At 68.1% G+C, this 22,670-nt stretch carries 23 protein-coding genes; 4 read left to right on the top strand and 19 right to left on the bottom strand.

Translation table 11 applies throughout. The features are described from left to right. Positions 1 to 12: 12 nt before the first annotated feature. The 11 genes from ruvC to dusB all read right to left on the bottom strand — a co-directional run bounded on the left by ruvC (position 13) and on the right by dusB (position 10,434). Positions 13 to 561, bottom strand: coding sequence for a crossover junction endodeoxyribonuclease RuvC (ruvC, locus tag AC3WOE_RS10325; RefSeq protein ID WP_492690232.1), 549 nt, complete (start codon positions 559 to 561; stop codon positions 13 to 15). Continuing rightward, positions 558 to 1,538, bottom strand: a complete 981-nt coding sequence (locus AC3WOE_RS10330; protein ID WP_492690234.1) for a phosphatidate cytidylyltransferase — start codon at positions 1,536 to 1,538, stop codon at positions 558 to 560. Before AC3WOE_RS10330 ends, ruvC begins: the two co-directional genes overlap by 4 nt. Further along, a complete protein-coding gene (locus AC3WOE_RS10335; RefSeq protein WP_492690236.1) occupies positions 1,538 to 2,188 on the bottom strand; it encodes a lysophospholipid acyltransferase family protein in 651 nt (216 codons plus the stop codon). The genes AC3WOE_RS10330 and AC3WOE_RS10335 overlap by 1 nt, the downstream gene beginning before the upstream one ends. Positions 2,189 to 2,351: 163 nt before the next feature. Then, on the bottom strand, positions 2,352 to 3,248 hold the full coding sequence (locus AC3WOE_RS10340) for a tetratricopeptide repeat protein (protein WP_492690238.1): 897 nt from the start codon (positions 3,246 to 3,248) through the stop codon (positions 2,352 to 2,354). Positions 3,249 to 3,340: 92 nt separating this feature from the next. Continuing rightward, positions 3,341 to 3,730 carry a GFA family protein gene (locus tag AC3WOE_RS10345; protein WP_492690240.1) on the bottom strand — a complete coding sequence of 130 codons (390 nt, stop codon included), beginning with the start codon at positions 3,728 to 3,730 and terminating at the stop codon, positions 3,341 to 3,343. 2 nt (positions 3,731 to 3,732) lie between these two features. Beyond that, on the bottom strand, positions 3,733 to 4,260 hold the full coding sequence (locus AC3WOE_RS10350) for a GNAT family N-acetyltransferase (RefSeq protein WP_492690241.1): 528 nt from the start codon (positions 4,258 to 4,260) through the stop codon (positions 3,733 to 3,735). A 41-nt stretch (positions 4,261 to 4,301) separates the two neighbouring features. Further along, on the bottom strand, positions 4,302 to 5,951 hold the full coding sequence (locus AC3WOE_RS10355; RefSeq protein ID WP_492690243.1) for a GMC family oxidoreductase: 1,650 nt from the start codon (positions 5,949 to 5,951) through the stop codon (positions 4,302 to 4,304). Positions 5,952 to 5,969: 18 nt separating this feature from the next. Beyond that, complete coding sequence (locus AC3WOE_RS10360; protein WP_492690245.1) at positions 5,970 to 7,379, bottom strand: coniferyl aldehyde dehydrogenase; 1,410 nt, start codon at positions 7,377 to 7,379, stop codon at positions 5,970 to 5,972. 115 nt (positions 7,380 to 7,494) lie between these two features. After that, complete coding sequence (purH, locus tag AC3WOE_RS10365) at positions 7,495 to 9,102, bottom strand: bifunctional phosphoribosylaminoimidazolecarboxamide formyltransferase/IMP cyclohydrolase (RefSeq protein ID WP_492690246.1); 1,608 nt, start codon at positions 9,100 to 9,102, stop codon at positions 7,495 to 7,497. A 2-nt stretch (positions 9,103 to 9,104) separates the two neighbouring features. Beyond that, positions 9,105 to 9,359: a helix-turn-helix domain-containing protein gene (locus AC3WOE_RS10370; RefSeq protein WP_492690247.1), complete on the bottom strand. Its 255-nt coding sequence runs from the start codon at positions 9,357 to 9,359 to the stop codon at positions 9,105 to 9,107. Positions 9,360 to 9,381: 22 nt separating this feature from the next. Next, a complete protein-coding gene (gene dusB, locus AC3WOE_RS10375; RefSeq protein WP_492690249.1) occupies positions 9,382 to 10,434 on the bottom strand; it encodes a tRNA dihydrouridine synthase DusB in 1,053 nt (350 codons plus the stop codon). 60 nt (positions 10,435 to 10,494) lie between these two features. Here dusB and AC3WOE_RS10380 point away from each other — a divergent pair, with 60 nt between their 5' ends. Both AC3WOE_RS10380 and AC3WOE_RS10385 read left to right on the top strand, forming a co-directional pair. Beyond that, positions 10,495 to 10,992 carry a YqaA family protein gene (locus AC3WOE_RS10380; protein WP_492690251.1) on the top strand — a complete coding sequence of 166 codons (498 nt, stop codon included), beginning with the start codon at positions 10,495 to 10,497 and terminating at the stop codon, positions 10,990 to 10,992. Between the two features lie 257 nt (positions 10,993 to 11,249). Beyond that, positions 11,250 to 12,737, top strand: a complete 1,488-nt coding sequence (locus AC3WOE_RS10385) for a carboxypeptidase M32 (protein WP_492690253.1) — start codon at positions 11,250 to 11,252, stop codon at positions 12,735 to 12,737. Positions 12,738 to 12,788: 51 nt separating this feature from the next. Here the strand turns inward: AC3WOE_RS10385 and AC3WOE_RS10390 are convergent, their stop codons facing one another. The 5 genes from AC3WOE_RS10390 to AC3WOE_RS10410 form a co-directional block, all read right to left on the bottom strand. Beyond that, positions 12,789 to 13,382, bottom strand: a complete 594-nt coding sequence (locus tag AC3WOE_RS10390; protein ID WP_492690255.1) for a hypothetical protein — start codon at positions 13,380 to 13,382, stop codon at positions 12,789 to 12,791. Between the two features lie 406 nt (positions 13,383 to 13,788). Then, positions 13,789 to 13,974: a hypothetical protein gene (locus tag AC3WOE_RS10395; RefSeq protein ID WP_492690256.1), complete on the bottom strand. Its 186-nt coding sequence runs from the start codon at positions 13,972 to 13,974 to the stop codon at positions 13,789 to 13,791. Between the two features lie 9 nt (positions 13,975 to 13,983). Next, a complete protein-coding gene (gene lpxC, locus AC3WOE_RS10400; protein WP_492690258.1) occupies positions 13,984 to 14,919 on the bottom strand; it encodes a UDP-3-O-acyl-N-acetylglucosamine deacetylase in 936 nt (311 codons plus the stop codon). A 17-nt stretch (positions 14,920 to 14,936) separates the two neighbouring features. Continuing rightward, a complete protein-coding gene (locus tag AC3WOE_RS10405) occupies positions 14,937 to 16,901 on the bottom strand; it encodes a sensor histidine kinase (RefSeq protein WP_492690259.1) in 1,965 nt (654 codons plus the stop codon). Positions 16,902 to 17,002: 101 nt separating this feature from the next. Beyond that, complete coding sequence (locus tag AC3WOE_RS10410) at positions 17,003 to 17,563, bottom strand: TetR/AcrR family transcriptional regulator (RefSeq protein ID WP_492690261.1); 561 nt, start codon at positions 17,561 to 17,563, stop codon at positions 17,003 to 17,005. A gap of 119 nt (positions 17,564 to 17,682) precedes the next feature. On the opposite strand from AC3WOE_RS10410, the gene AC3WOE_RS10415 reads away from it, so the two are divergent. Further along, positions 17,683 to 18,378 carry an SDR family oxidoreductase gene (locus AC3WOE_RS10415; protein WP_492690263.1) on the top strand — a complete coding sequence of 232 codons (696 nt, stop codon included), beginning with the start codon at positions 17,683 to 17,685 and terminating at the stop codon, positions 18,376 to 18,378. Positions 18,379 to 18,398: 20 nt separating this feature from the next. Continuing rightward, entirely contained in the window at positions 18,399 to 19,217 is an 819-nt protein-coding gene (locus AC3WOE_RS10420; protein ID WP_492690265.1) for an alpha/beta fold hydrolase, read from the top strand. Between the two features lie 50 nt (positions 19,218 to 19,267). Here AC3WOE_RS10420 and ftsZ read toward each other — a convergent pair whose 3' ends face one another. From ftsZ to AC3WOE_RS10435, 3 genes are all read right to left on the bottom strand, one after another. Beyond that, positions 19,268 to 20,509 carry a cell division protein FtsZ gene (gene ftsZ / locus AC3WOE_RS10425; protein ID WP_492690267.1) on the bottom strand — a complete coding sequence of 414 codons (1,242 nt, stop codon included), beginning with the start codon at positions 20,507 to 20,509 and terminating at the stop codon, positions 19,268 to 19,270. A gap of 91 nt (positions 20,510 to 20,600) precedes the next feature. Continuing rightward, positions 20,601 to 21,830: a cell division protein FtsA gene (ftsA, locus tag AC3WOE_RS10430; protein WP_132570473.1), complete on the bottom strand. Its 1,230-nt coding sequence runs from the start codon at positions 21,828 to 21,830 to the stop codon at positions 20,601 to 20,603. An 8-nt stretch (positions 21,831 to 21,838) separates the two neighbouring features. Then, positions 21,839 to 22,666 (bottom strand): cell division protein FtsQ/DivIB, encoded by an 828-nt coding sequence (locus AC3WOE_RS10435; protein WP_492690269.1) that lies wholly within the window; start codon positions 22,664 to 22,666, stop codon positions 21,839 to 21,841. Positions 22,667 to 22,670: the final 4 nt, after the last annotated feature.

Below are 22,670 nucleotides of genomic sequence, written 5' to 3' on the forward strand. Positions count from 1 at the left end.
GTTCTGCTTGCGTCAGTAGGTCCGACCGCCCTTGAACTGGGCGTGCTGGCGGCGCTGCAGCGTGGTGCTGCGGCTCATGGCCTCGAAGCTGGTGCGCGCATGCGCATGCATGACGGCCAGTCCGAGCGCATCGGCTGCGTCCTTGCCGGGCACGCCGGGCAGGTTCAGCAGGCGCTGCACCATGGCCTGGATCTGCTCCTTCTTGGCCTGGCCGTGGCCGACGATGGCCTTCTTCATCTGCGTGGCCGTGTACTCGCTGACGGCGAGGTCGGCCGACACCAGCGCCGCCAGCGCCGCGCCGCGCGCCTGGCCCAGCAGCAGCGTGGACTGCGGGTTCACGTTGACGAAGACGATCTCGACGGCCGCGCACTGCGGCTGGTAGCGCGCCGTGACTTCGCGGATGCCGTCGAACAGGATCTTCAGCCGCGCCGGCAGGTCACCGACGGCGACCGCGTTGGTCTTGATGGTGCCGCTGGCGACATAGGCCAGGCGTGGGCCTTCGGCGTCGATGACGCCGAATCCCGTCGTCTGCAGGCCGGGGTCGATGCCGAGAATTCTCAACGGTAGTACCAGCGTGCCGAATGGAAGAGCACCGGCGCGGCGAAGCACAGCACCGCGATGCGGTCGAGCAGGCCGACGGCGCCGGTGATGGAGCTGCGGTTGCCCCAGTACAGCACGCCGGCGTCCTTCTTCAGCGCTTTCATGACGAGGCCGCCAAAGCCCGCGGCGCCGGCCGTCAGGAAGGCCATGACGAGGGCCTGGCCGGCCTTGAAAGGCGTGATCCAGTACAGCAGCAGGCCGGCCAGCGAACCGGTCAGCGTGCCTATCCACCAGGCCCGCATCGAGAAGCTGCGGCTGATCTGGCGCGACACCGGGCGGCGGCGCAGCGTGCGGGTGGCGATCTCCTGCGCGATCTGCGAGGCCGCCACCACCATGACGAGGAAGAACAGCAGGAAGGCGCCGCGGCCGGTGTTGCCCGGGATGTCCAGCAGCAGCAGGGCCGGCGCATGCGACAGGCCGTAGACGCAGACCATCACGCCCCACTGGATCTTGGCGTTGCGCTCCAGGAAGCGCTGCGGGTCGCCGGCCAGGGCGCTGACGATGGGCAGCACCAGGAAGCCGTAGACGGGCAGGAAGACGGTGAAGAGGTCGAAGAAGCGCGTGCCGCAGATCATGTACTGCACCGGCAGCAGCACGAAGAAGGCGACGATCAGCGTGCGGTGGTCGCTGCGCTGGGTGTGCACCAGGGTGATGAACTCGCGCAGGGCCAAAAAGGAAAACAGCGCGAACAGCAGCGTCGCGCCCAGCGGCCCGGAGATCCAGGCCACCCAGAACATGCAGCCGCCGATCCAGGCCGCGCGCAGATCGCGGCGCACCCGCTCCCAGGTCAGCTCGGAGGCGCGGCGGGCTTCCTCGTCCTCGCGCTCGCGCAGCGAGTTCAGGAACAGGCCGATGGTCAGCAGCATCAGGAAACCGAACAGCACGACGAAGAGCAGGGCCACCTGCTCGCTGGCGTTGAGGGATTTCAGCCAGCGCATCAGTCGGCCTCCACCGGTCGGCCCACCAGGGTCGGGTCGGGCCGCTGCTCCATGACGGCCTCGCGGGCCCGGCACAGGAAGTCGGCCTTGGTCTCGCCCTCGCGCAATTGGATGGGCGCGCCGAAGGTCACCGTGCACAGGATGGGCACGGGCACGACCTCGCCCTTGGGCATGACGCGCTGCACGTTGTCGATCCAGGTCGGGATCAGCTGCACATGCGGGAACTGCTCGGCGAGGTGGAAGATGCCGCTCTTGAACGGCATCGGGTTGCCCTTGTTGGAGCGCGTGCCCTCGGGAAAGATCACCAGGGAGTCGCCATTGGCCAGGGCCTCGATCAGAGGCTCGAGGGGGTCTTCGTCGGGGTTGGCGCGGGTCCGGCTGACGTAGATGGCGTTGAAGACCTCGGTCGTCAGCCAGCGCCGGAAGGCGCTCTTGGTCCAGTAGTCACGCGCGGCGATGGCGCGGGTCTGGGCGCGCAGCTCATGCGGGAAGGCGGCCCAGATCAGGACGAGATCGAAGTGACTCTGGTGGTTGGCGATGTAGATGCGCTGCTCGGCTTTTGGCGGGCAGCCCTTCCAGTGTCCCTGTGCGCCCGTGATGAGACGGGCGATGAAGGCGAGCAACTGGCCGGTGAAGGCGGCTGGCGTCATGGGGCGGGATTATCAGGGTCCCAGACGTGTGGTTCGCGGGCCGAGCGCCGGGCCGCTCCCTAGCCGGCCCGCTCTGGCGATGTGCCTTGCGGCTCGATGCCGCAAGCATCGCCGTCCCCTCGGGGGACCGGCCAAGGTACTCCTTGGACGAGGGGCTTAACGTTTACCAGTCGTCGCTGCCGCCACCGCCGCCACCGAAATCGCCGCCTCCGGCATCACCGCCGCCCCAGCCGTCACCACTGCCGAAGTCGACATCGCGGCGACTCAGGTCATCGGCGGCGCTGTTGTAGCCGCCGTTGTCGAAGCTGCCTGGGATGAGGCCGCCAGCACTGCCGCCGTCGTCACGCGGGACGCTGCGCTGATCATCATGGCCGTGCAGCAGCTTCTCGGCCAGCATGCCGGCGGCGACACCGCCGGCTGCCGCCAGACCCACGCCCATCAGGCCGGGACCGCCCGAGGTGGGCGGCACGCCGGGGCCATAGCCCTGCGAGCCGTAGCCCTGGCCATAGCCGCCGCCATAACCACCCGCCATGGCCGGCTGGCTCTGCATTGCAGTGCGACGGCGCATCCAGCTGACGGCGACCCAGATGAAGACGACGACGCCGACCACGAGCAGCCAGACGGGCACGCCGCCACCGCTGCTTTCACGCTGCACCGGCGCTGCCCGCATGGGCGGCGGCGGCGCATTGACGATGGCCGGCGTCGTTGTGGATGAGCGGGCCACGCCGGCCTGCTCGCGCTGCAGCAGTTGCTCGAAGGCATTGAACTTGGCCGGGTCGGCGAACTTGATGGCCGGGTCCAGGGCGCGGGCGCGGCGCGTGTGCTCGGCGGCCTCGTTGAACTGGCGCTGGTGGGCCAGGATCTCGGCCAGCACATAGTGGGCACGCGGGCTGTCGGGCTTGGCCGCGACGACCTCGCGCATCATCTTCTCGGCGCCGGGGTAGTCGCCGCGCTGCACGGCGGCCTGCACCTCGTCGACATTGGGCAGAGCCTGGGCCGCGCCCAGCCACAGCCCGGACAGCAGAGCCATGCACAAGAGCAGGAATCGGGGGAACTTCATCGCAACACTCCTCAAGCCATGTGGCAGTTTGCGCCCCTGAGATGGCACCGGCGCCGCCGGTTTCAAGGCTTTACGCGTAGGACAGGGTCGGGTCAGAACCAGTAGTCACCCACGCAGCGCCCGTCGCGAGGCAGATCATCGAAGGAGTCCAGCCCGTCGAAATGGTCGATGGGAATATTCGCTACCGCCCCTGGTTCGGCCAGACGCAGGTTGACGGCGATGCGCCGGCGCCCGTCTTCCTCCAGCCTCAGACCCTTCCAGTAGGCCACGCAGCCGCAGTGGGGGCAAAAGTGGAATTCGATGGCCTTGCCACGCACATAGGTCTTGGTCGGGCCGGTGACGTGGATGCCCTCGTCGACATAGTCATAGGCCCACAGCGCGCCATAGCGCCGGCAGACGGTGCAATTGCAGGCCGTCGCGCCATCGGGCTGGCCATCGAAGCGCCAGTGGACGCTGCCGCAGTGGCAGGAACCTTCGATCATGCTCACTCCACAGGCCGCACGGCGGCGGCATAGACCGGGTCGATATAGATCTGGCCGCCGAACTCGAACTCCTGGCCACCGACCTTGGCAAAGCCGAAGCGCTCATAGAACTCGACGGCGCGCACGTTGCGATCGTAGACGCCGAGCCACAGCGTCTGCGCACCGCGCAGCCGGGCCTGCTCGTGCACGGCCAGCAGCAGCGCGGCGCCCACGCCTTGGCCGATGAAGCCCTCGCCCAGGTAGATGCGCCACAGCTTCAGCGGCGCCGCCCCCATCACGCAGGCTGGTGCGGGCTCGGCCCTGACGATGGCATAACCGGCCAGTTGCTCGCCCACCCAGGCCAGCAGCACCGTGCAGGCCGGGTCCCGGATGACGCCGGCCATGACCTCGGGCTGGAAATGCTCGGCCACGTAGTCGGCGATCTCCTGCGCGTCGCTGAGCTCGCGGTAGGTGTCGCTGAAGGCCTGGGCAGCAAAGGACGCCAACAGGGCGGCGTCCTGGGGCGCGGCGAGGCGGATGGCGGTGGGCATGCGGCGATTCTCGTCGCCGCAACCCAAGCGCCCGGATCACGTCAAACGATGCCGGCCACCTGCGCCGCCGGCTCGGGTCGGCGGGCCGCCGCCTGCATCATCTGCGCCGCCTTCTCGCCGATCACCATCGCCGGCGCATTGGTGTTGCCGCTGATCAGCGTGGGCATGATGGACGCATCCACGACGCGCAGGCCCTGCAGGCCGTGCACGCGCAGCTCGGTATCCACGACGGCCATCGGGTCCGTGCCCATCTTGCAAGTGCCCACCGGGTGGTAGATCGTGTCGGTGCGCTGGCGCAGCAACGCCTCGATGTCGGCGTCGCTGCGGGTCTCGGTGCTCCACAGCTCGCGCTGCCAGTGCGCACGCAGCGCGGGCTGCTGCAGCAGCGTGCGCGTGAGCTTGAAGGCAGCCACCATCTGGGCCATGTCGTCGGGGTGCTGGAAGAAGGCCGGGTCGATCAGCGGCGCGGCACCGACGTCGCGGCTGGCGAGCCTGAGCGTGCCGCGGCTTTGCGGGCGCAGCAGGCAGACATGGCAGGACATGCCGTGGCCCCAGGTCAGCTTGCGGGCATGGTCCTCGACGGCTGCGACGACGAAGTGCAGCTGCATGTCGGGCCGCTGCTGCGCGGCGCTCGTGCGCAGGAAGCCGCCGCCTTCGGCGAAATTGCTGGTCAGCATGCCGCGGCGCTCGGCGCGGTAGCGCTTGATGGCCTGCCAGAACGCCAGGCCGCCGCGCAGCGACAGCCCGAAGGTGTGCAGGCTGCTGCTGCGCAGGCCGAAGACGAAGTCGGGGTGGTCCTGCAGATTGGCGCCCACGCCGGGAAGGTGGTGCAGCACCTCGATGCCCTGGGCCTGCAGCTGGGCCGCGTCACCCACGCCGGACAGCATCAGCAGCTGCGGCGACTGGATCGCACCGGCCGACAGCACGACCTCGCGGCGCGCCTGAAGGCGGCGCGTGACGCCACCCACCTTGACCTCGACGCCGACCGCGCGGCGGCCGTCGAACAGGATGCGCTGCACTTGCGCGCCCACCGTCACGCGCAGATTGGGCCGGCTCAGGTGCGGGCGCAGATAGGCGCGCGCGGCGCTGCAGCGCTCGCCCCGGTCCTGGGTGACCTGGTAGATGCCAATGCCTTCCTGCGTGTCACCGTTGAAGTCGGCGTTGATGGCATGGCCCGCCTCCCGGCCGGCGGCCAGCCAGGCCTCCTGCAGCGGGTTGTCGCTGCGCAGGCGGCTGACCTTCAGCGGTCCGTCGGTGCCATGCAGAGGTGCGCCGTGGCTGTCATTGCCCTCGCTCTTGATGAAGTAGGGCAGCAGGTCGTCCCAAGCCCAGCCGGGGTTTCCCAGCGCCGCCCAGTGGTCGTAGTCCTCGCGCTGGCCACGGATGTAGACCATCGCGTTGATGCCCGATGAGCCGCCCAGCATCTTGCCGCGCGGCACATAGCCGCGGCGGCCGTTCAGGCCCGGCTGCGGCACGGTCTCGAAAGCATAGTTGTGCAGCTTGCTGGGCACCATCAGCACGGCGCCCGTGGGCACGGTGCCGAGCCAGTTGTTGACGTCGGCGCCGGCCTCCAGCACCAGCACGTGGGTGCCCGGGTCCTCGCTCAGCCTCCCGGCGAGGGCCGAGCCGGAAGAGCCGCCACCGATGACGATGACGTCATGGATTTCATCGAAGCGCTGTGTGTCGTTCATGGGATGGACTGCGGACGTTCAGATGATGCGCTTGAGCAGCGAGAGCAGCCGCTCGAAGGTCGCGCCGTAGGGCGGCTGGAACAGCCGGGTGCCGGCGAAGCGCGACTGGATGAAGAGGGGCTTCTCCTTGCTGAAGGTGCGAAAGCCCCACTCGCCGTGATACGAGCCCATGCCGCTGGCACCGACACCGCCGAAGGGCTGCTCTTCCTGGCCCAGATGCCAGATGCAGTCGTTGACAGTCACGCCGCCGGCATGGGTCTCGCGCATGACGCGGTCGCGCTCGGCGCCGTCCTGGCCGAACCAGTACAGGGCCAGCGGCCGGTCGCCGCGGTTGATGTGGGCCAGGGCTTCGTCGACCTTGTCATAGGCGACGACGGGCAGCAGCGGGCCGAAGATCTCTTCCTGCATGACGGTGGCCTCGGGCGGCACGTCCAGCAGCAGGGCGGGCACGATGCGTCTATCGTCGGGCTGCTCGTCATGGCTGCGCAGCACGCGCGCACCGCGCTGGGCCGCGTCGGCGATCAGGCCTTGCAGGCGCGCATGGTGACGCGGCGCGACGATGCTGGTGTAGTCGGCATTGCCGGCGATGCGCGGATACATGCGGCGCATCTCGGCCAGGATTTTCCGGCTCAGCGGTTCGACCATCTCCCGGGGCACCAGCAGGTAGTCGGGCGCGACGCAGGTCTGGCCGGCATTGAAGAGCTTGCCGAAGGCCAGCCGCGAGGCGGTCAGGTCGAGGTTGCAGCTGCGGTCGACCATGGCGGGCGACTTGCCGCCCAGCTCCAGCGTCACGGGCGTCAGGTTCTTGGCCGCGGCCTGGGCCACGAGGCGGCCGACCGGCGTGGAACCGGTGAAGAAGAGATGGTCGAAGGGCAGCTCGGTGAAGGCCTTGCCGACGTCGGCGTCGCCCGTGATGACCTGCATCTCCTCGGGCGCGAAATGCTCGGCCACGATGCGGGCCATCAGCTCCGCGGTGGCAGGCGTCAGCTCCGACGGCTTGATGAGTACGCGGTTGCCGGCGGCCAGAGCCGCGACGGCGGGCTCCATCGCCAGGTAGTAGGGATAGTTCCAGGGCGAGACGATGCCGACGACGCCCAGGGGCTGGCGCATCAGCACATTGCGCGCGGGCAGGAAATGCAGCGGCGTCTCGACGCGCCGGGGCTTCATCCAGCGGCGCAGGCGCTTGAGCGCGTGCCTGGCGCCGGACTCGACGGTGAAGATGTCGGCCAGCAGCGATTCCTGGCGGGCACGGTGACCGAAGTCCTGGGCCATGGCGGCGGCGAGCGCGTCGCCATGCTTGACCGTCATCGCGATCAGCCTTTGCAGGCGGTCGCGGCGCACCTCGTAGCTCGGCATGCGCTCGGCCTCATAGGCGCGGCGCTGGGCCGTCAGCGCCAGATGCAGGCGCTCCTGCAGGGCGGTGTCCATGGCCTTGTCTCCGGTTCTAGATCGAATCGGGTGAGGCTAACCGCAACAAGGGCCTCCACCATCGGGGGAGGCCCTGGACTAGAGGACTGCGTCTAGTCGCGTTGGTGACAGGAGGTCAGTGCCGGAAGTGGCGCACGCCGGTGACGACCATGGCGATGCCGCGCTCGTTCGCCGCGGCGATGACTTCGTCGTCGCGCATCGAGCCGCCCGGCTGGATGACGCAGGTCGCACCCGCATCGGCCAGCACGTCCAGGCCGTCACGGAAGGGGAAGAAGGCGTCGCTCGCCACGGCCGAGCCCACGAGGCTGAGGCCGGCGTGCTGGGACTTGATGGAGGCGATGCGGGCCGAGTCGAGGCGGCTCATCTGGCCGGCGCCGACGCCCAGGGTCATGCCGCCGCCGCAGAAGACGATGGCATTGCTCTTCACGTACTGGGCCACGGTCCAGGCGAACATCAGGTCGTCAAGCTGCTGGGCCGTGGGCTGCAACGTCGTGACGACCTTGAGGTCTTCGCGCTTCAGGAAGTGGTTGTCGGCCGTCTGCAGCAGCAGGCCGGAACCGACGCGCTTGCTGTCGCCGGCATTGCGGCCCTGGTCCCAGGGACGCGGGCCACCCGGCGGCAGCGCGATCTGCATCAGGCGCACATTGGCCTTGGCCTTGAAGATCTCCAGCGCCTCGGCGCTGAAGCCCGGCGCCATCAGCACTTCGACGAACTGCTTGGCGACGAGCTGGGCGGCCGCGCCATCCACCTCGCGGTTGAAGGCGATGATGCCGCCGAAGGCGCTGGTCGGGTCGGTCTTGAAGGCCTTGCTGTAGGCCTCGGCCGGATTCGCACCGACGGCCACGCCGCAGGGGTTGGCGTGCTTGACGATGACGCACGCGGCAGCGGAGCTGCCGCCTGTCATCCCTGGCGTGTCGAACGCCTTCACGCATTCCCAGGCCGCATCGGCATCGGCGATGTTGTTGTAGCTGAGTTCCTTGCCCTGCAGCTGCTTGCCGGTGACGAGGGAACCCGGCGCCGGGAACAGGTCGCGGTACAGGGCCGCGGTCTGGTGCGAGTTCTCGCCGTAGCGCAGGTCCTGCACCTTGACGAAGGTGGCGTTCATCTGCGCCGGGTACTCGGACTTGCTGCCGTCTTCCTGCAGCGAGGACAGGTAGTTGCTGATGGCCGCGTCGTACTGGGCGATGCGGTTGAAGGCGGCAACCGAAGCGGCGAAGCGGGTCTTGTCGCTGGTCTTGCCATTTGCCTTCAGCTCGTCGAGCACCGCGCCGTACTGGGCCGCGTCGGTCAGCACCGTCACGTCCTTCCAGTTCTTGGCCGCGCTGCGCACCATGGCCGGGCCACCGATGTCGATGTTCTCGATGGCGTCTTCCAGCGTGCAGCCGGGCTTGGCCACGGTGGCTTCAAACGGGTAGAGGTTGACGGCCAGGATGTCGATGCGCGTGATGCCGTGCTTGTCCATCGCCGCCACATGCTCGGCAAGATCAGAGCGGGCCAGCAGGCCGCCATGGATCTTGGGGTGCAGCGTCTTCACGCGGCCGTCCATCATCTCGGGGAAGCCGGTGTGCTCGGCCACCTCGGTGACCGGCAGGCCGGCGTCGGCCAGCAGCTTGGCGGTGCCGCCGGTGGACAGCAGCTTGGCGCCGAGGGCGTGCAGGCCTTGGGCGAATTCGAGGATGCCGGTCTTGTCGGAGACCGAAAGCAGTGCAGTGAGTTGAGACATAGTCAGCCGAGGTTGTGATCGTTCAATTTCCGCCGCAGCGTGTTGCGGTTGATGCCCAGCCATTGCGCGGCCTTGCTCTGGTTGCCGCCGGCCTCGCGCATGACGATCTCGAACAGCGGTTTCTCGACCAGCTTGACCAGCATCTCGTGCATCGAATGCGGCTCCTGGCCGTCGAGATCACGAAAGAAGGCTTCGAGGTTGTCGCGCACGCAGGCATCGATGGGATTGGGCGGATTGGTGTTCTTCTGGGCACTCATGACAGGGAGCGAATGGGTTTCGTCAGGCGGCGCAGGCTTCTTGGGCCTGGGCTTCGTCGTCGTCGTTGGCCGCCTCGGCAGGAGGCAACCGGTCATGCGTCTGGCCGAGTTCGTCGAACCAGTCGCGCAGAGCTTGCAACTGCAGGTCGCAGCGCTCCAGGGTGTTCATGTGCTGGCGGAAGGCTTCACCGCCGGGCAGACCGCGCACGGCCCAGCCGATGTGCTTGCGCGCGCTGCGCACGCCACTGAGCTCGCCGTAGAGGCCGTAGTGATCGTGCAGATGCTCGGTCAGCACGTCACGCGCCTCCGTCACCGTCGGCGAGTCTAGGTGTTCGCCTGTCGCCAGAAAATGGGCCGTCTCACGGAAGATCCAGGGCCGGCCCTGGGCCGCGCGGCCAATCATCAGCGCGTCGGCTTTCGTGTAGGCCAGCACGTCACGCGCCTTCTCGGGCGAGTCGATGTCGCCATTGGCGACGACGGGGATGGTCAACGCTGTCTTTACGGCCGCAATCGTGTCGTACTCGGCCAGCCCCTTGTAGCCCTGCTCGCGGGTGCGGCCATGGATGGTCAGCATGGCGATGCCGGCGGATTCGAAGATTCGCGCCAGGCGCAGCGCGTTGCGCTCGTCGGCGCTCCAGCCGGTACGCATCTTCAGCGTGACCGGCACACCGCGCGGTGCAGCCACGGCGACAACGGCCTCGACGATCTCGAGCGCCAGCGCCTCATTGCGCATCAGCGCCGAACCCGCCCATTTGTTGCAGACCTTCTTGGCCGGGCAGCCCATGTTGATGTCGATGATCTGGGCGCCACGGTCGATGTTGTAGGCCGCGGCTTCGGCCATCATGGCCGCGTCGGTGCCGGCGATCTGCACGGCGATGGGCCCCGGCTCGCCGCTGTGGTCGGCGCGGCGCGAGGTCTTGAGGCTGCCCCACAGCTCCTTGCGCGACGTGACCATCTCGCTGACTGCATAGCCCGCGCCCAGGCGCCGGCAGAGCTGGCGGAAGGGCCGGTCCGTCACTCCGGCCATCGGCGCCACGAAGAGCCGGTTGGGAAGGAGGTGGGGGCCGATTTGCACGAGGGGTCTGCTTAAAAATGAGGCGAGATTGTAGCCATCCGGCCCGTTGACAATCCGCGCATGGAAGCTTGGCTCGGTCAACTCATCCACGACCTGCTCGCCGCCCTGGCTCTGCCCCAGATCGGCCTGGTCGCGGTCTTCATCATCACTTTCGTCTCGGCCACCCTGCTGCCGCTAGGCTCGGAGCCGGCCGTCTACCTGGTCGTCAAGGCGGACCCGAGCATGTTCTGGGCGGTGATCGCGGTCGCGACGGTCGGGAACACGTTGGGCGGCATGACGAGCTGGTGGATGGGCTACGGCGCCGAAAAGGCCGTGGAAGCGGTCAAGCATCGCGAGCCCCCCAACCCGCGGGCCCTGGCCTGGCTGAAGCGCTTCGGCCCCAAGGCCTGCGTGCTGAGCTGGCTGCCCATCGTGGGCGACCCGCTCTGCGCCGTGGCCGGCTGGCTCAAGCTGCCGTTCTGGCCCTGCGTGGGCTGGATGGCGCTGGGCAAGGGCCTGCGCTTCATCTGTTTCACCGTCGCCCTGCTGTACTTCATCCCGGAGACCTGGTTGTCATGACGCTGCCCCTCGCCCAGTCCCGCACCGCTGAACGCGGGCGAGCTTGGTCGGTCTTGCAGACCGCGCAGCCGACGGAGCGGCTGCTCTTCAGCAGGCACGCCAAGTCCGCAGGACTTGCCGTGTCCAGCCTCAGCCCCCGAGGGGACGGCGACGCTTGCCGGATCGACCGGCAAGCACGTCGCCGACGGCGGGCCGGCTAGGGAGCGGCCCGGCGCTCGGCCCGCAAATGCCAATGCAACACACGACCTGAGACTGACATGACCCCTGCCTACAACGACCTCGCGGCGCGCCAGCAGCGCCTGCATCACCTCGGCCATCTGCAGGCCATCGCCCAATGGGACCAGGCGGCCAATATGCCGCCCAAGGGCAACGAGGCGCGCAGCCTGGCCCTGGCCGAGATGGACGGCCTGCTGCACCAGCTGGCCACCGACCCCGCCCTGCCGGGTCTGCTGGATGCCGCCGCCGCCGAGCCGCTGGACGAAGGCCAGCGCGCCAATCTGCGCGAGATCCGCCGCGTCTGGCGTGCCGCCAACGTCCTGCCCCAGGCCCTGGTGGAGGCCAAGAGCCTGGCCAACAACCGCTGTGAGCACGCCTGGCGCAGCCAGCGCCCGGCCAACGACTGGGCCGGCTTCGTACCGAATCTGCGCGAGGTGCTGAAGATCGCCCGCCAGGAAGCCGAATGCCTGTCGCAGAGCAGCGGCCTGTCCAGGTACGACGCACTGCTGGACAACTACGAGCCGGGCATGCGCAGCGCCGACGTCGAGGCCGCTTTCGGTCCGCTGCGCGGCTGGCTGCCGGGGCTGATCCGCGACGTGACTGCCAAGCAGGCGGGCGAGACCGTCATCGAACCCGTCGGCCCCTTCGCCACCGCGGCGCAGAAGGCTCTGGGCATGGACGCCATGAAGCTGCTGGCCTTCGACTTCGCCGCCGGCCGCATGGACGAGAGCACCCACCCCTTCTGCGGCGGCGTGCCCGAGGACGTGCGCATGACGACGCGCTACCGCGAGGACGATTTCCTGCCCAGCCTGATGGGCACCATTCACGAGACCGGCCACGGCCGCTACGAGCAGAACCTGCCCCGCGAGTTGCTGGGCCAGCCCGTCGCCCGCGCCCGCTCCATGGGCATCCACGAGAGCCAGAGCCTGAGCTTCGAGATGCAGCTGGGCAGCCACCCGGCCTTCGCCGGCCTGCTGTCACCGCTGCTGGTCAAGCATTTCGGCGACCAGCCTGCGTTCGAACCCGGCAATCTGCACAAGCTGCTGACGCGCGTGAAGCCGGGCTATATCCGCGTCGACGCCGACGAGGTCACCTACCCCGCCCACATCCTGCTGCGCTTCGACATCGAGCGCGCCCTCATCGAAGGCCAGGCCGAGGTGGAGGACATCCCGGCCCTGTGGGACGCCAAGATGTCCGAACTGCTCGGCCTGGACACGCGCGGCAACTTCAAGGACGGGCCCATGCAGGACGTGCACTGGCCCGCCGGCCTGTTCGGCTACTTCCCCTGCTACACGCTGGGTGCCATGTATGCCGCGCAGTGGTTCGCGACCATGCGCGCTCAACAACCTCAACTGGATGCCCAGATCGCGCGCGGCGAGCTCGGCGGCGTGTTCGACTGGCTGTCCAACCATGTCTGGCAGACCGCCAGCCGCTACGAGACGCCGGAGCTCGTCAAGCGCGCCAGCGGCGAGACGCTGAACCCGGCGCACTTCGAAGCCCATCTGCGCGGCCGCTACCTGGGCGCCTGAATGAAAAACGCCGAGGACAGTCCTCGGCGTTTTTCAGTTCATGAGGCTTGATCAGCCGGCCGTCGTGCCGTTGGTCTTGGCGCGGTGGATGCGCGTGCTCTGGCGGTTCTCGGCGCGCTGCACATGCTTCTGCTCACCGGCACCGACATGGCCGTCGGCCGCGGCATGGGCTTCGGCGCGGTCCACATGCGCCTGGCCCTGCTCCATGCGGGCGGCTTCACGCTTGGTCAGGGCGCCGGTCTGCAGGCCGTTCTCGACGCGCTTTTCCTGGTTCACATTGCGCTGCACATCGGCCTGCATGCGCTGGCTGGAAGCCGACAGCGGGTTGCCGTTGACGCCGTTGGTCTTGGCCGTCTCGATGTCGTGGCTGACCTTGTTCTGCGCCGTGCGCAGTTGCTGGCGCTCGGCGGCGCTGAGCTTGCCGTCCTTCATGTCCTTGGCCTGCAGCTTGTCGACCTTGGCCTGCTCGCGCTCGAGGAGACCGGCTTCGCGCGTCGTCAGCTTGCCGCTTTGCAGGCCGTTCTCGATGCGCTGCTGCTGGTTCACGTCGCGCTGCACGGTGGTCTGCGCGGTGACGGGCGTCTGGGCCATGGCGGCGCCGGTCAGCAGGGCGAGGGCGGCGGCGGCAATCAGGGAGATCTTCATTTGAGGGGTCCTTTCAGCGGTCAGCGACGGCTGGCCTGTGCTTTCAACGCCGACGCGGCCGGTCAGCCGACGCGCGAGCCCACGGCGCGGTGAGAGGTCGTAACAAAACCGGACAGCCTGCCGACAGCTTGTGCTGTGGCGCGCAAACAAGGCCGCTCCTGTTTGAGAGGCAAAAAAAGGGCCACTCCTGCGGGAGCGGCCCAATTCGGTACAACAACGATTTCTCTCTTCAATCCACTGCGCTTCCCCGGCCCCCCGGCCATCTCCACGCGTGGCGCCCGGGTCAATGTTCTCCCGGACTGGGCCGCTGCAACTCGTTCAGCGACCGTGAAGTCATTCTGAACACATGCCGCCGGGCTGGCATCCCCGCAAGCCCAGGGGTGGTCCGGCTACGCCGTGACGAGCGTCACAGCAGCAGGGCCAATCGCTCCAGGATCAGCACGCCGAAAAAGGCCAGGCCGGCCACCAGCGTCCATTTCATGATGATCAGGCCCAGCCGCCGCCAGCGCGCCTGGCCGGTGGCGATGGAAAAGGCGAAGCACAGCACGGCCGAGAACAGCAGCAGGCCGACGATGAGGCGCGCGATGAGCATGCGCTCACATCACCAGGCCGGCGCCAGCTCGGCGAAGCCCTTGGGCGCGGCGCGGTCGTCGTCGAAGCTGACCACCTCGTAGGCCGACTCGTCGGCCAGCAACGCGCGCAGCAGCTTGTTGTTCAGCGCATGGCCGCCCTTGAAGGAGGTGTAGGACGCCAGCAGCGGCATGCCGGCGACCTGCATGTCGCCGATGGCGTCGAGGATCTTGTGCTTGACGAACTCGTCGTCGTAGCGGAGGCCGTCGGCATTCAGCACCTTGTAGTCGTCGACGACGATGGCGTTGTCCATCGAGCCGCCCAGCGTCAGGCCGCGCGAGCGCATCAGGTCGATGTCGGCCGTCATGCCGAAGGTGCGCGCACGGGCGATCTCCTTCTTGTAGCTGCCCGACCCCATGTCGAAGACGAAGCTGCTGCCGGTGGCGGCCACGGCGGGGTTGTCGAACTCGATCTCGAAGCTCAGCGTGTAGCCATGGTGGGGCTCCAGCCTGGCCCACATCAGCTTCTTGCCTTCGCCCTGGCGCACCTCGACAGGCTTCCTGACCTTGAGGAAGCGCTTGGGCGCGTCCTGCATGAGGATGCCGGCCGACTGCAGCAGGAAGACGAAGGCGGCCGCCGAGCCGTCCAGCACCGGCACCTCGTCGGCATTGATGTCGATGATGAGGTTGTCCAGGCCCAGGCCGGCGCAGGCCGACAGCAGATGCTCGATGGTCTGCACCTTGGGGCCGCCCGGGTCGCCGCCGGGGCTGATGGTGGTGGCCATGCGGGTGTCGCTGACCGACATGACGCCGACGGGGATGTCCACCGGCGGGCAGAGGTCGACGCGGCGGAAGACGATGCCGGTATCGACCGGCGCGGGACGCAGCGTCAGCTCGACCTTCTGGCCGCTGTGGATGCCGACGCCGACGGCGCGCGTGATCGACTTCAGGGTGCGTTGCTTGACCATTTCGGGATTGTCCCGGATCAGGCGTTGTCTTTCCGTTCCACGGGCAATCTCAGCGACAGCCGCGTGCCCATGCCCGGCTGGGAGTCGATGCGCAGCTTGCCGCCCAGGCGCTGGGCGCGCTTGATCTGGCTCTTCAGGCCGCGGCCGTGCTGGATGCTCTGCAGGTCGAAGCCGGCGCCGTCGTCCTCGACGCGGATCTCGACATAGCTGCCGTGGTGGCGCGTGACCATGCGCACGCGACTGGCCTGGGCATGCTTGAGGACGTTGTTCAGCGCCTCCTGCATCAGCCGCAACACGTGCAGGGCATCGGGCGGCTCCAGCCAGGCCAGCGGCGGCAGGTCCTGCACATCCCAATCGAGCTTCAGGCCGCCGGTCTGCAGGCGCTTGCCGAGGCGGTAGCGCATGGTGGCCAGCAGCGAGACCAGATCGTGGCCGACGGGCTCCAGCGAATCGATGACCAGGCGCAGGTCGTCCACGCATTCGCGCAGCACTTCCACACACTGCTCGTGCGACATGCTGCCCTGCTCCATCGCCACCAGGGCCGACAGCAGCGAGGAGCCCAGGCCATCGTGCATGTCGGCCATGATGCGCTGGCGCTCCAGCAGCAGGGCCTGCTGGCGCTCGGCCTCGCGCAGCTGGGCGTTCTGCATCTGCAGCACCGAGACCTGCTCGTCCAGGTCCTCCTGCAGTTGGCTGTTCTCGGCCTGCACCTGCTCCACGGCCCCCACATAGCGGCGCTGCACCGCGTGCAGGAAGCTGACCATGACGATCAGCGTCGCGAACGGCATCAGGAAGAAATGCTCGGGCCAGGCCCAGCCTGCCAGCACGGCGAGATCGTGGCCGCCGATGACGACGCCGGCGATCAGGGCCGCGGCCATGATGCGCAGTTCGGCCCGGCGCTCTCGCCAGGCGAGGAAGCTCACCCAGGCCGTGCCGATGGCGGCCACCGCCGCCGTCACCGTGTACTGCATGACGACCATGTCGAGCTGGCGCAGCCACAGCGGCATGCTGAGCACGCTGACCACGGTCACGCTGGCGATCAGCGCCCATTCCAGCCAGGGTGTGCGCCGGCTCGAGAAGCGCAGGGCGAACAGCAGCGCCGTCAGCATGACCCAGCCCATGGACGCATGCGTGGCCCACCAGAACCAGTCCTGTCCCGCGGGCGAGGCCGGCAGCGTGACGTAGTAATGCAGGTTGCGCACCATCCAGGCGGCCGCACCGAGGGCGAACAGGCCGTAGATGCCCTCATCGGGGCGGCGCAGCCACAGCGTCAACGCGAACAGGCCCAGCACGGCCAGCGTCAGGCTGACGGCCTGGGGCAGACCGGTCTGGGCCCGAACCCGCCACAGCCAGCGCTTCTCGAGCTGATCACGCGGGGCGATCCAGATGCGCGACACCGCGTGATAGCTGCCCGCCGGCACGGGCAGCGCGACGACAACGTCCATGCCGGGGGCACCCACGCCCGGCAGCGGCAGCCAGAGGGGCTGCACCCACTGCTCGCGCTCGGCATGCTGGTTGTCGAGCAGGGTCTGCCAGCCCTTGTCGGTACGGGCCAGCACGGCGGCCGACAGCGTGACCAGTCGTGGCAGGTACAAGGCCATGGCCTCGTCGTTCGCGGCCGGCAGGTGCACGCGGTACCAGCGCATCTCATAGCCGCGCGAGTCGTTGACCATGGCCGCACCGGGGCGCGAGCGCACGTCGGGCATGGCCACGGGCTTCCAGGCCGCGGCATCCTCGGGAGGCAGCAATTCAGGCGGCAGTTCGAGGTGGTCGCCACCGGCGACGGTGTGGCGGCGCAGCGCAGCCCACCAGGCATCGAGCTGCTCGCGCGTCCAGGCGGTGGTGGCGAGTTCGGTGGGGGCGGCATCGTCACCGGCGACGCGCGTCGTCGGCTGGGGCAATCGCTGTGCCTGCGACGGCAGGCAGGCCAGCAGAGCCAGCAGCAGCAAGCCGCGGCGCAGCAGGGTCCCCAACTCAGGCATGTCGAGCAATTCTTCTAGGCGTTGACATGGGGCGCGAGCATGCCACAGGGGTGCGCCCCCTCCCAACGCGCCCGCGCCGCCTGGCGCCGTGCGGCGACCGTTCAGCCGCCGGCGGGCAGGCTCTTGCGTGCGGCTTCGCGTACCTCTTGTGACAAAGCAGCGTCGCCGACGGCACGCGACAGCAGCACCGCCCCCACCAGCGTCGACAACATGGCCAGCGCCTGCTCGCGGCGCGCGGGAGCGCCCTCGGCCGGCATCTGCGTCTGCAGCGTCGCGACCAGGCTGGCCACGCCCTCGGCAAAGGCTTCTTTCACGGCCGGGCCGCCACGTGCGGCATCACCGGCCAGCGCCACCAGGCCGCAGCCGGCACCGATGTGATCGCGGTGAGCATCCGACAGATAGGTTTTCACCCAGGCCTGCAGGCTGCGGTCGGTCTGCTTCTTCCACTGTTCGCGGTTGGTCTGTAGTGCGCGCCGCGTGGCTTGGGCGGCCAGGTCGTCCTTGGATTCGAAATGGCCGTAGAAGCCGCCGCGCGTCAGGCCGGCGGACTGCATCAGGTCGTTCAGGCCGATGCCGTCGAAGCCGCGCTCGCGGAAGAGCTGGGCGGCGTTGTCGAGGATGCGTTCGCGGTTTTCTTCGGCCTGGGCGCGGCTGACCTTCATGGCGGTCTCCTGGGAGCGGGGGCAAAAGCCCCTCGTCTTGACGGATTTTATATGTTGACCGACATTTATATCAATCATGTCAATCGACATGAATAACCGGATCGCAAGGAAGTCCCACCATGAAGCTCAAGAACGCCGTCGTCTTCATCACCGGCGCCAATCGCGGCCTGGGCCGCGCCTTCGCAGAGGCGGCGCTGGCCGCCGGTGCCGCCAAGGTCTACGCCGCCGCGCGCGACCCGGCGTCCATCGATCTGCCGGGCGTGGTGCCCATCGCGCTGGACGTGACCAACCGCGAGCAGGTGGCCGCGGCTGCCGCGCAGTGCACCGACGTGACGCTGCTGATCAACAACGCCGGCATCTCGCAGGGCATTGGCGTGCTGGCCGACGACGCCATCGCCACGGCACGCCGCCATTTCGACACCAACTTCTTCGGCGTCTGGGCCCTGACCCAGGCCTTCGCGCCGGTGCTGTGGGCCAATGGCGGCGGCGCGGTGCTGAATGTGCTGTCGGTGCTGAGCTGGGTCACCCTGCCCGGCCTGACGCCCTACAGCGCCAGCAAGGCGGCCGCCTGGGCGCTGAGCAACGGCCTGCGCAGCGAACTCAAGGCCCAGGGTACGCAACTGACCAGCCTGCACGTCGGCTATATGGACACCGACATGACGCGCGGCGTCGAAGGTCCCAAGTCTTCGCCTGCCGATGTCGCTCGCGTTGCGCTGACCGAACTGGAAGCCGGTGCCTTCGAGGTGCTGGCCGACGACATCAGCCGCCAGGTCAAGCACAGCCTGTCCACGCCCACGCCGGCCTACGCTGGCTGACGCATCTCGAGGAGACCGCCATGCTCGCTGCCTCCCCCGCCCTGGCTGCGCCCTTTGCGGCGCATGACGACGGTCACCTGGCCGCGGCCCGCCATGCCTTTTCGACGCCCGAGCGTGTGCCGCTGACGGCCAACGAGCGCGATGCGCTGGCCGGCCGTGCCGAGCCGCCGCTGCGCCACGAGGGCTGCAAGCTGGCGCGCTGGACGCTGGGAGAGGGCCCGCGCGTCGTCCTTGTGCATGGCTGGAACAGCCGTGGTGCCCATCTGCTCGGCTTCGCCAAACCCCTCGTCGAGGCCGGCTTTTCTGTCACGCTGTTCGACCTGCCCGCCCATGGTGACTCGACCGGTCATGCCGCCAGCGTCGTGCACGCCGGCCGCGCACTGCGCGCCGTGGTGGCCGACATCGGCGAGCCCGTGCATGGCGTCATCGGCCATTCCATGGGCTCGGCCGCCGCCCTGCTCGGATTTGCGCATGGCTGGCAGGTCAGGCGCAGCGTGCACCTGGCCGGGCCTTCTTCGCTAACGCCGATGGTCAAGGGACTGGCCGCGGCCCACGGGCTGGGGCCGGCGGACGCCGCGGCCTTTGCCGGCTGGGTGGAACGCTTCATCGGCACGCGCATCACCTATGTCGATCTCGAGCGGCTGCAGCACGGACTGCGCCACCCAGGCTTGATCGTGCACGACCCCGAAGACCGCACCGTACCCTTCGCCGCGTCGGAAGCGCTGCACGCCGCCTGGGCGGGCTCGCGCTTCGAGCCCGTCGCCGGCCTGGGCCATCGTCGGCTGCTGGCCGACCCTCGCATCATCGCGCGCAGCGTCGCCTTCATCGCGGAGCGCTGAAAGCAAAAGGGCGAGCCGCAAGGCTCGCCCTTTTCGTGGAAGCGCTGGCTTCAGTCGGCTTGCTTGCGCAGGAAGGCCGGAATCTCGATCTCGTCCATGCCGTTGGACGACAGGGCCTCGACCTTGGCCGCGGCGCTGCCCGAACGGCCATGGCGCCAGACGCTGGGCACATTGGCGTTGGCGAAATCACCCAGGCCCAGGCCGACATTGGCCTGCTGCGCGGTCGGCGTGGCCATCTGCACGGCCTGCGTCAGCACGGGCATGGCCATGCCGTCGGTGCCGTTGCGCACCACCTGCTGGGTCTGCACGACCTGCAGCGGCGCCTGCTGGCGGGCGCGGCCGGCGGTCAGGCCGGTGGCGATGACGGTCACGCGCAGGGCGTCACCCAGGCTTTCATCGTAGGCCGTGCCAAAGATGACATGGGCTTCTTCCGAGGCATAGCGCTTGATGGCGTTCATCGCGTTGCGCGACTCGCTGAGCTTGAAGTTGCTGCGACCGGCAGCGATCAGCACCAGCACACCACGGGCGCCGGACAGGTCGATGCCTTCCAGCAGCGGGCAGGCCACGGCGGCTTCGGCGGCCTTGGCGGCGCGATCGGGGCCGGTGGCTTGCGCCGTGCCCATCATGGCCTTGCCAGGTTCGCTCATCACCGTCTTGACGTCTTCGAAGTCGACGTTGACCAGGCCGGGGATGTGGATGATGTCGGAAATGCCGCCAACGGCATTCTTCAGCACGTCATTGGCGTGCGCGAAGGCCTGGTCCTGCGTGACGTCGTCACCCAGCACGTCGAGCAGCTTGTCGTTCAGCACGACGATCAGCGAGTCGACATTGGCCTCCAGCTCGGCCAGACCGGCATCGGCAGCCTTGGCGCGACGGCCGCCTTCGAAATCGAAGGGTTTGGTGACCACGCCCACCGTCAGGATGCCCATTTCCTTGGCGACGCGGGCAATCACCGGCGCGGCGCCCGTGCCGGTACCACCGCCCATGCCGGCGGTGATGAACAGCATATTGGCACCGGCGATGGATTCGCGAATGCGGTTTTCCGCCTCTTCGGCGGCGGCCTTGCCCATTTCGGGTTTGGCGCCCGCGCCGAGACCGGAGGTGCCGAGTTGCAGCAATTGGTCGGCCTTGGAGCGGTTCAGGGCCTGCGCGTCAGTATTCGCGCAGATGAACTCAACCCCTTGAACGCCCTGGGCGATCATGTGGTCCACGGCGTTGCCACCGCCGCCACCGACCCCGATCACCTTGATTTGGGTGCCTTGGTCAAACTCTTCGATCATCTCGATGGGCATATCAAACCTCCTACTGCAATTGTGCCGTGGCACTCAAAAAATGAACAGTTGCTGAAACAAATATTTCGTGTTTGCCGTTGGTTTTGGGGGGTCAAAAATTCCCCATGAACCAATCCTTGACCCGACCGAGCAGGGTTTGCACCGAGCCAGCCTGCTGGGCCGCCTTGAAACCCCGGCTGCGCGACAGCCGGGCTTCCTCGAGCAGACCCATGACGGTGGCCGAACGGGGGTTGGCCACCATGTCGTAAAGGGCCCCCGAATAGGTGGGCAGGCCGCGCCGGACGGGTTTCAGGAAAATGTCCTCGGCGAGTTCCACCATGCCCGGCATGACCGCCGATCCACCGGTCAGCACGATGCCGCTGGACAGCAATTCCTCATACCCGCTCTCGCGAATGACCTGGTGCACCAGGGAAAAGATTTCCTCGACGCGCGGCTCGATGACGCCGGCCAGGGCCTGCTTGGACAACATGCGCGGGCTGCGGTCACCCAGGCCGGGCACTTCCACCTGATCGGAGGGGTCGGCCAGCAGCTGCTTGGCGACGCCATATTCGACCTTGATTTCCTCGGCATCCTTGGTCGGGGTGCGCAGAGCCATGGCGATATCGCTGGTGATCAGGTCGCCGGCTATCGGGATGACGGCGGTATGGCGGATGGAGCCGCCGGTGAATATCGCCACATCGGTCGTGCCGGCGCCGATATCGACCAGCGCCACGCCCAGATCACGTTCGTCGGCAGTCAGGGCGGCATGGCTGGAAGCGCTTGGGTTCAAAACCAGCTGGTCGACCTCCAAACCACAGCGGCGCACGCACTTGACGATGTTTTCAGCAGCACTTTGCGCCCCGGTCACGATATGGACCTTGACTTCCAGGCGACCGCCGCTCATGCCGATGGGCTCTTTCACCTCATGGCCGTCGATGACGAATTCCTGCGGCTCGACCAGCAGCAGGCGCTGGTCGTTGGGAATATTGATGGCCTTGGCGGTTTCGACCACCCGGGTCACGTCGACCGGCGTGACCTCCTTGTCGCGCACGATGACCATGCCGGTGGAGTTCTGGCCGCGGATATGACTGCCGGTGATCCCCGTGTAAACCCGGGAGATTTTGCAATCGGCCATCATTTCGGCCTCTTTCAAGGCCTGCTGGATGGACTGCACGGTGGCATCGATATTGACGACGACGCCACGCTTCAAGCCATGCGAGGGCGCCACGCCGAGGCCGGCGATGCGCAATTCCCCGCCCGGCAATACCTCGGCCACCACGGCCATGATCTTGGCGGTCCCAATATCCAGCCCGACGACCAAATCCTTGTATTCCTTGGCCATGTCCGTCCTCAGCGTTTTCTATTTGCGGGTTTCCCCGAGGTGTTCGTCGTCACGCCGCGCAGCTTGACCGCGTAGCCGTCGGCGTGGCGCAGGTCGGCGGACAGCAGCGGGCTGCGGTAGGTCGCCGTGACCTGCGTGATGGATTGGGCAAAGCGGCCAAAGCGCTCGACGACTTCGGCCTCGCTGCCGCGGCCCAGCTCAATGACGGCGCCGCTGCCGAAGCTGGCGCGCCAGGAGCCGCGGCCCGACAGGTCCAGGCGGTCGATGCTCTCGCCCAGTTTTTCGGCGGCCGGCGACAGCGCGCGCCACATCTGCAGCATGGCGCCCGCGCTGCTCGAGGGGCCGGCGAGCACCGGCAGGTCTTCGTCTTCGACGTCGCCGAGATTGGCCTGGAAGACTTCGCCGAAGCTGTTGACCAGGGCGCGCTCTGCCGCGGCTTCGGTGGCGGAGTCGGCACCGTCGGTACGCGCTTCCCAGTAGGCCGCGGCACGGTGCTCCTCGAGATTGACCTTGAGGCGCATCGGCCAGACACGGGTCAGCTGCGCATGCCTCACCCAGGGCACGGCCTCGAAGGCGGCGCGGCCGTCCTTCAGGTTCATGCTGAGGAAGGAGCCGTGCAGGCGCGGCAGCGCATTGGCGCGCAACGAAGCGACGCTGTTGCGGCTGACATCGCCCTCGACCTGGATGGCGCGGAAGTTGAACGCCGGGAGGCGCACCACCCAGCGGATCAGCCCCCAAGCCGCCGTCGCCACCAGCGCGGCCACGAGCAACGCCGACACCGCATTCATCAGGCGGACGTCGGGCGGCAGCGCGGCGGTGGCGGCGGCGGAATTCATCAGA

Source organism: Roseateles sp. FW305-36 (assembly GCF_058787015.1).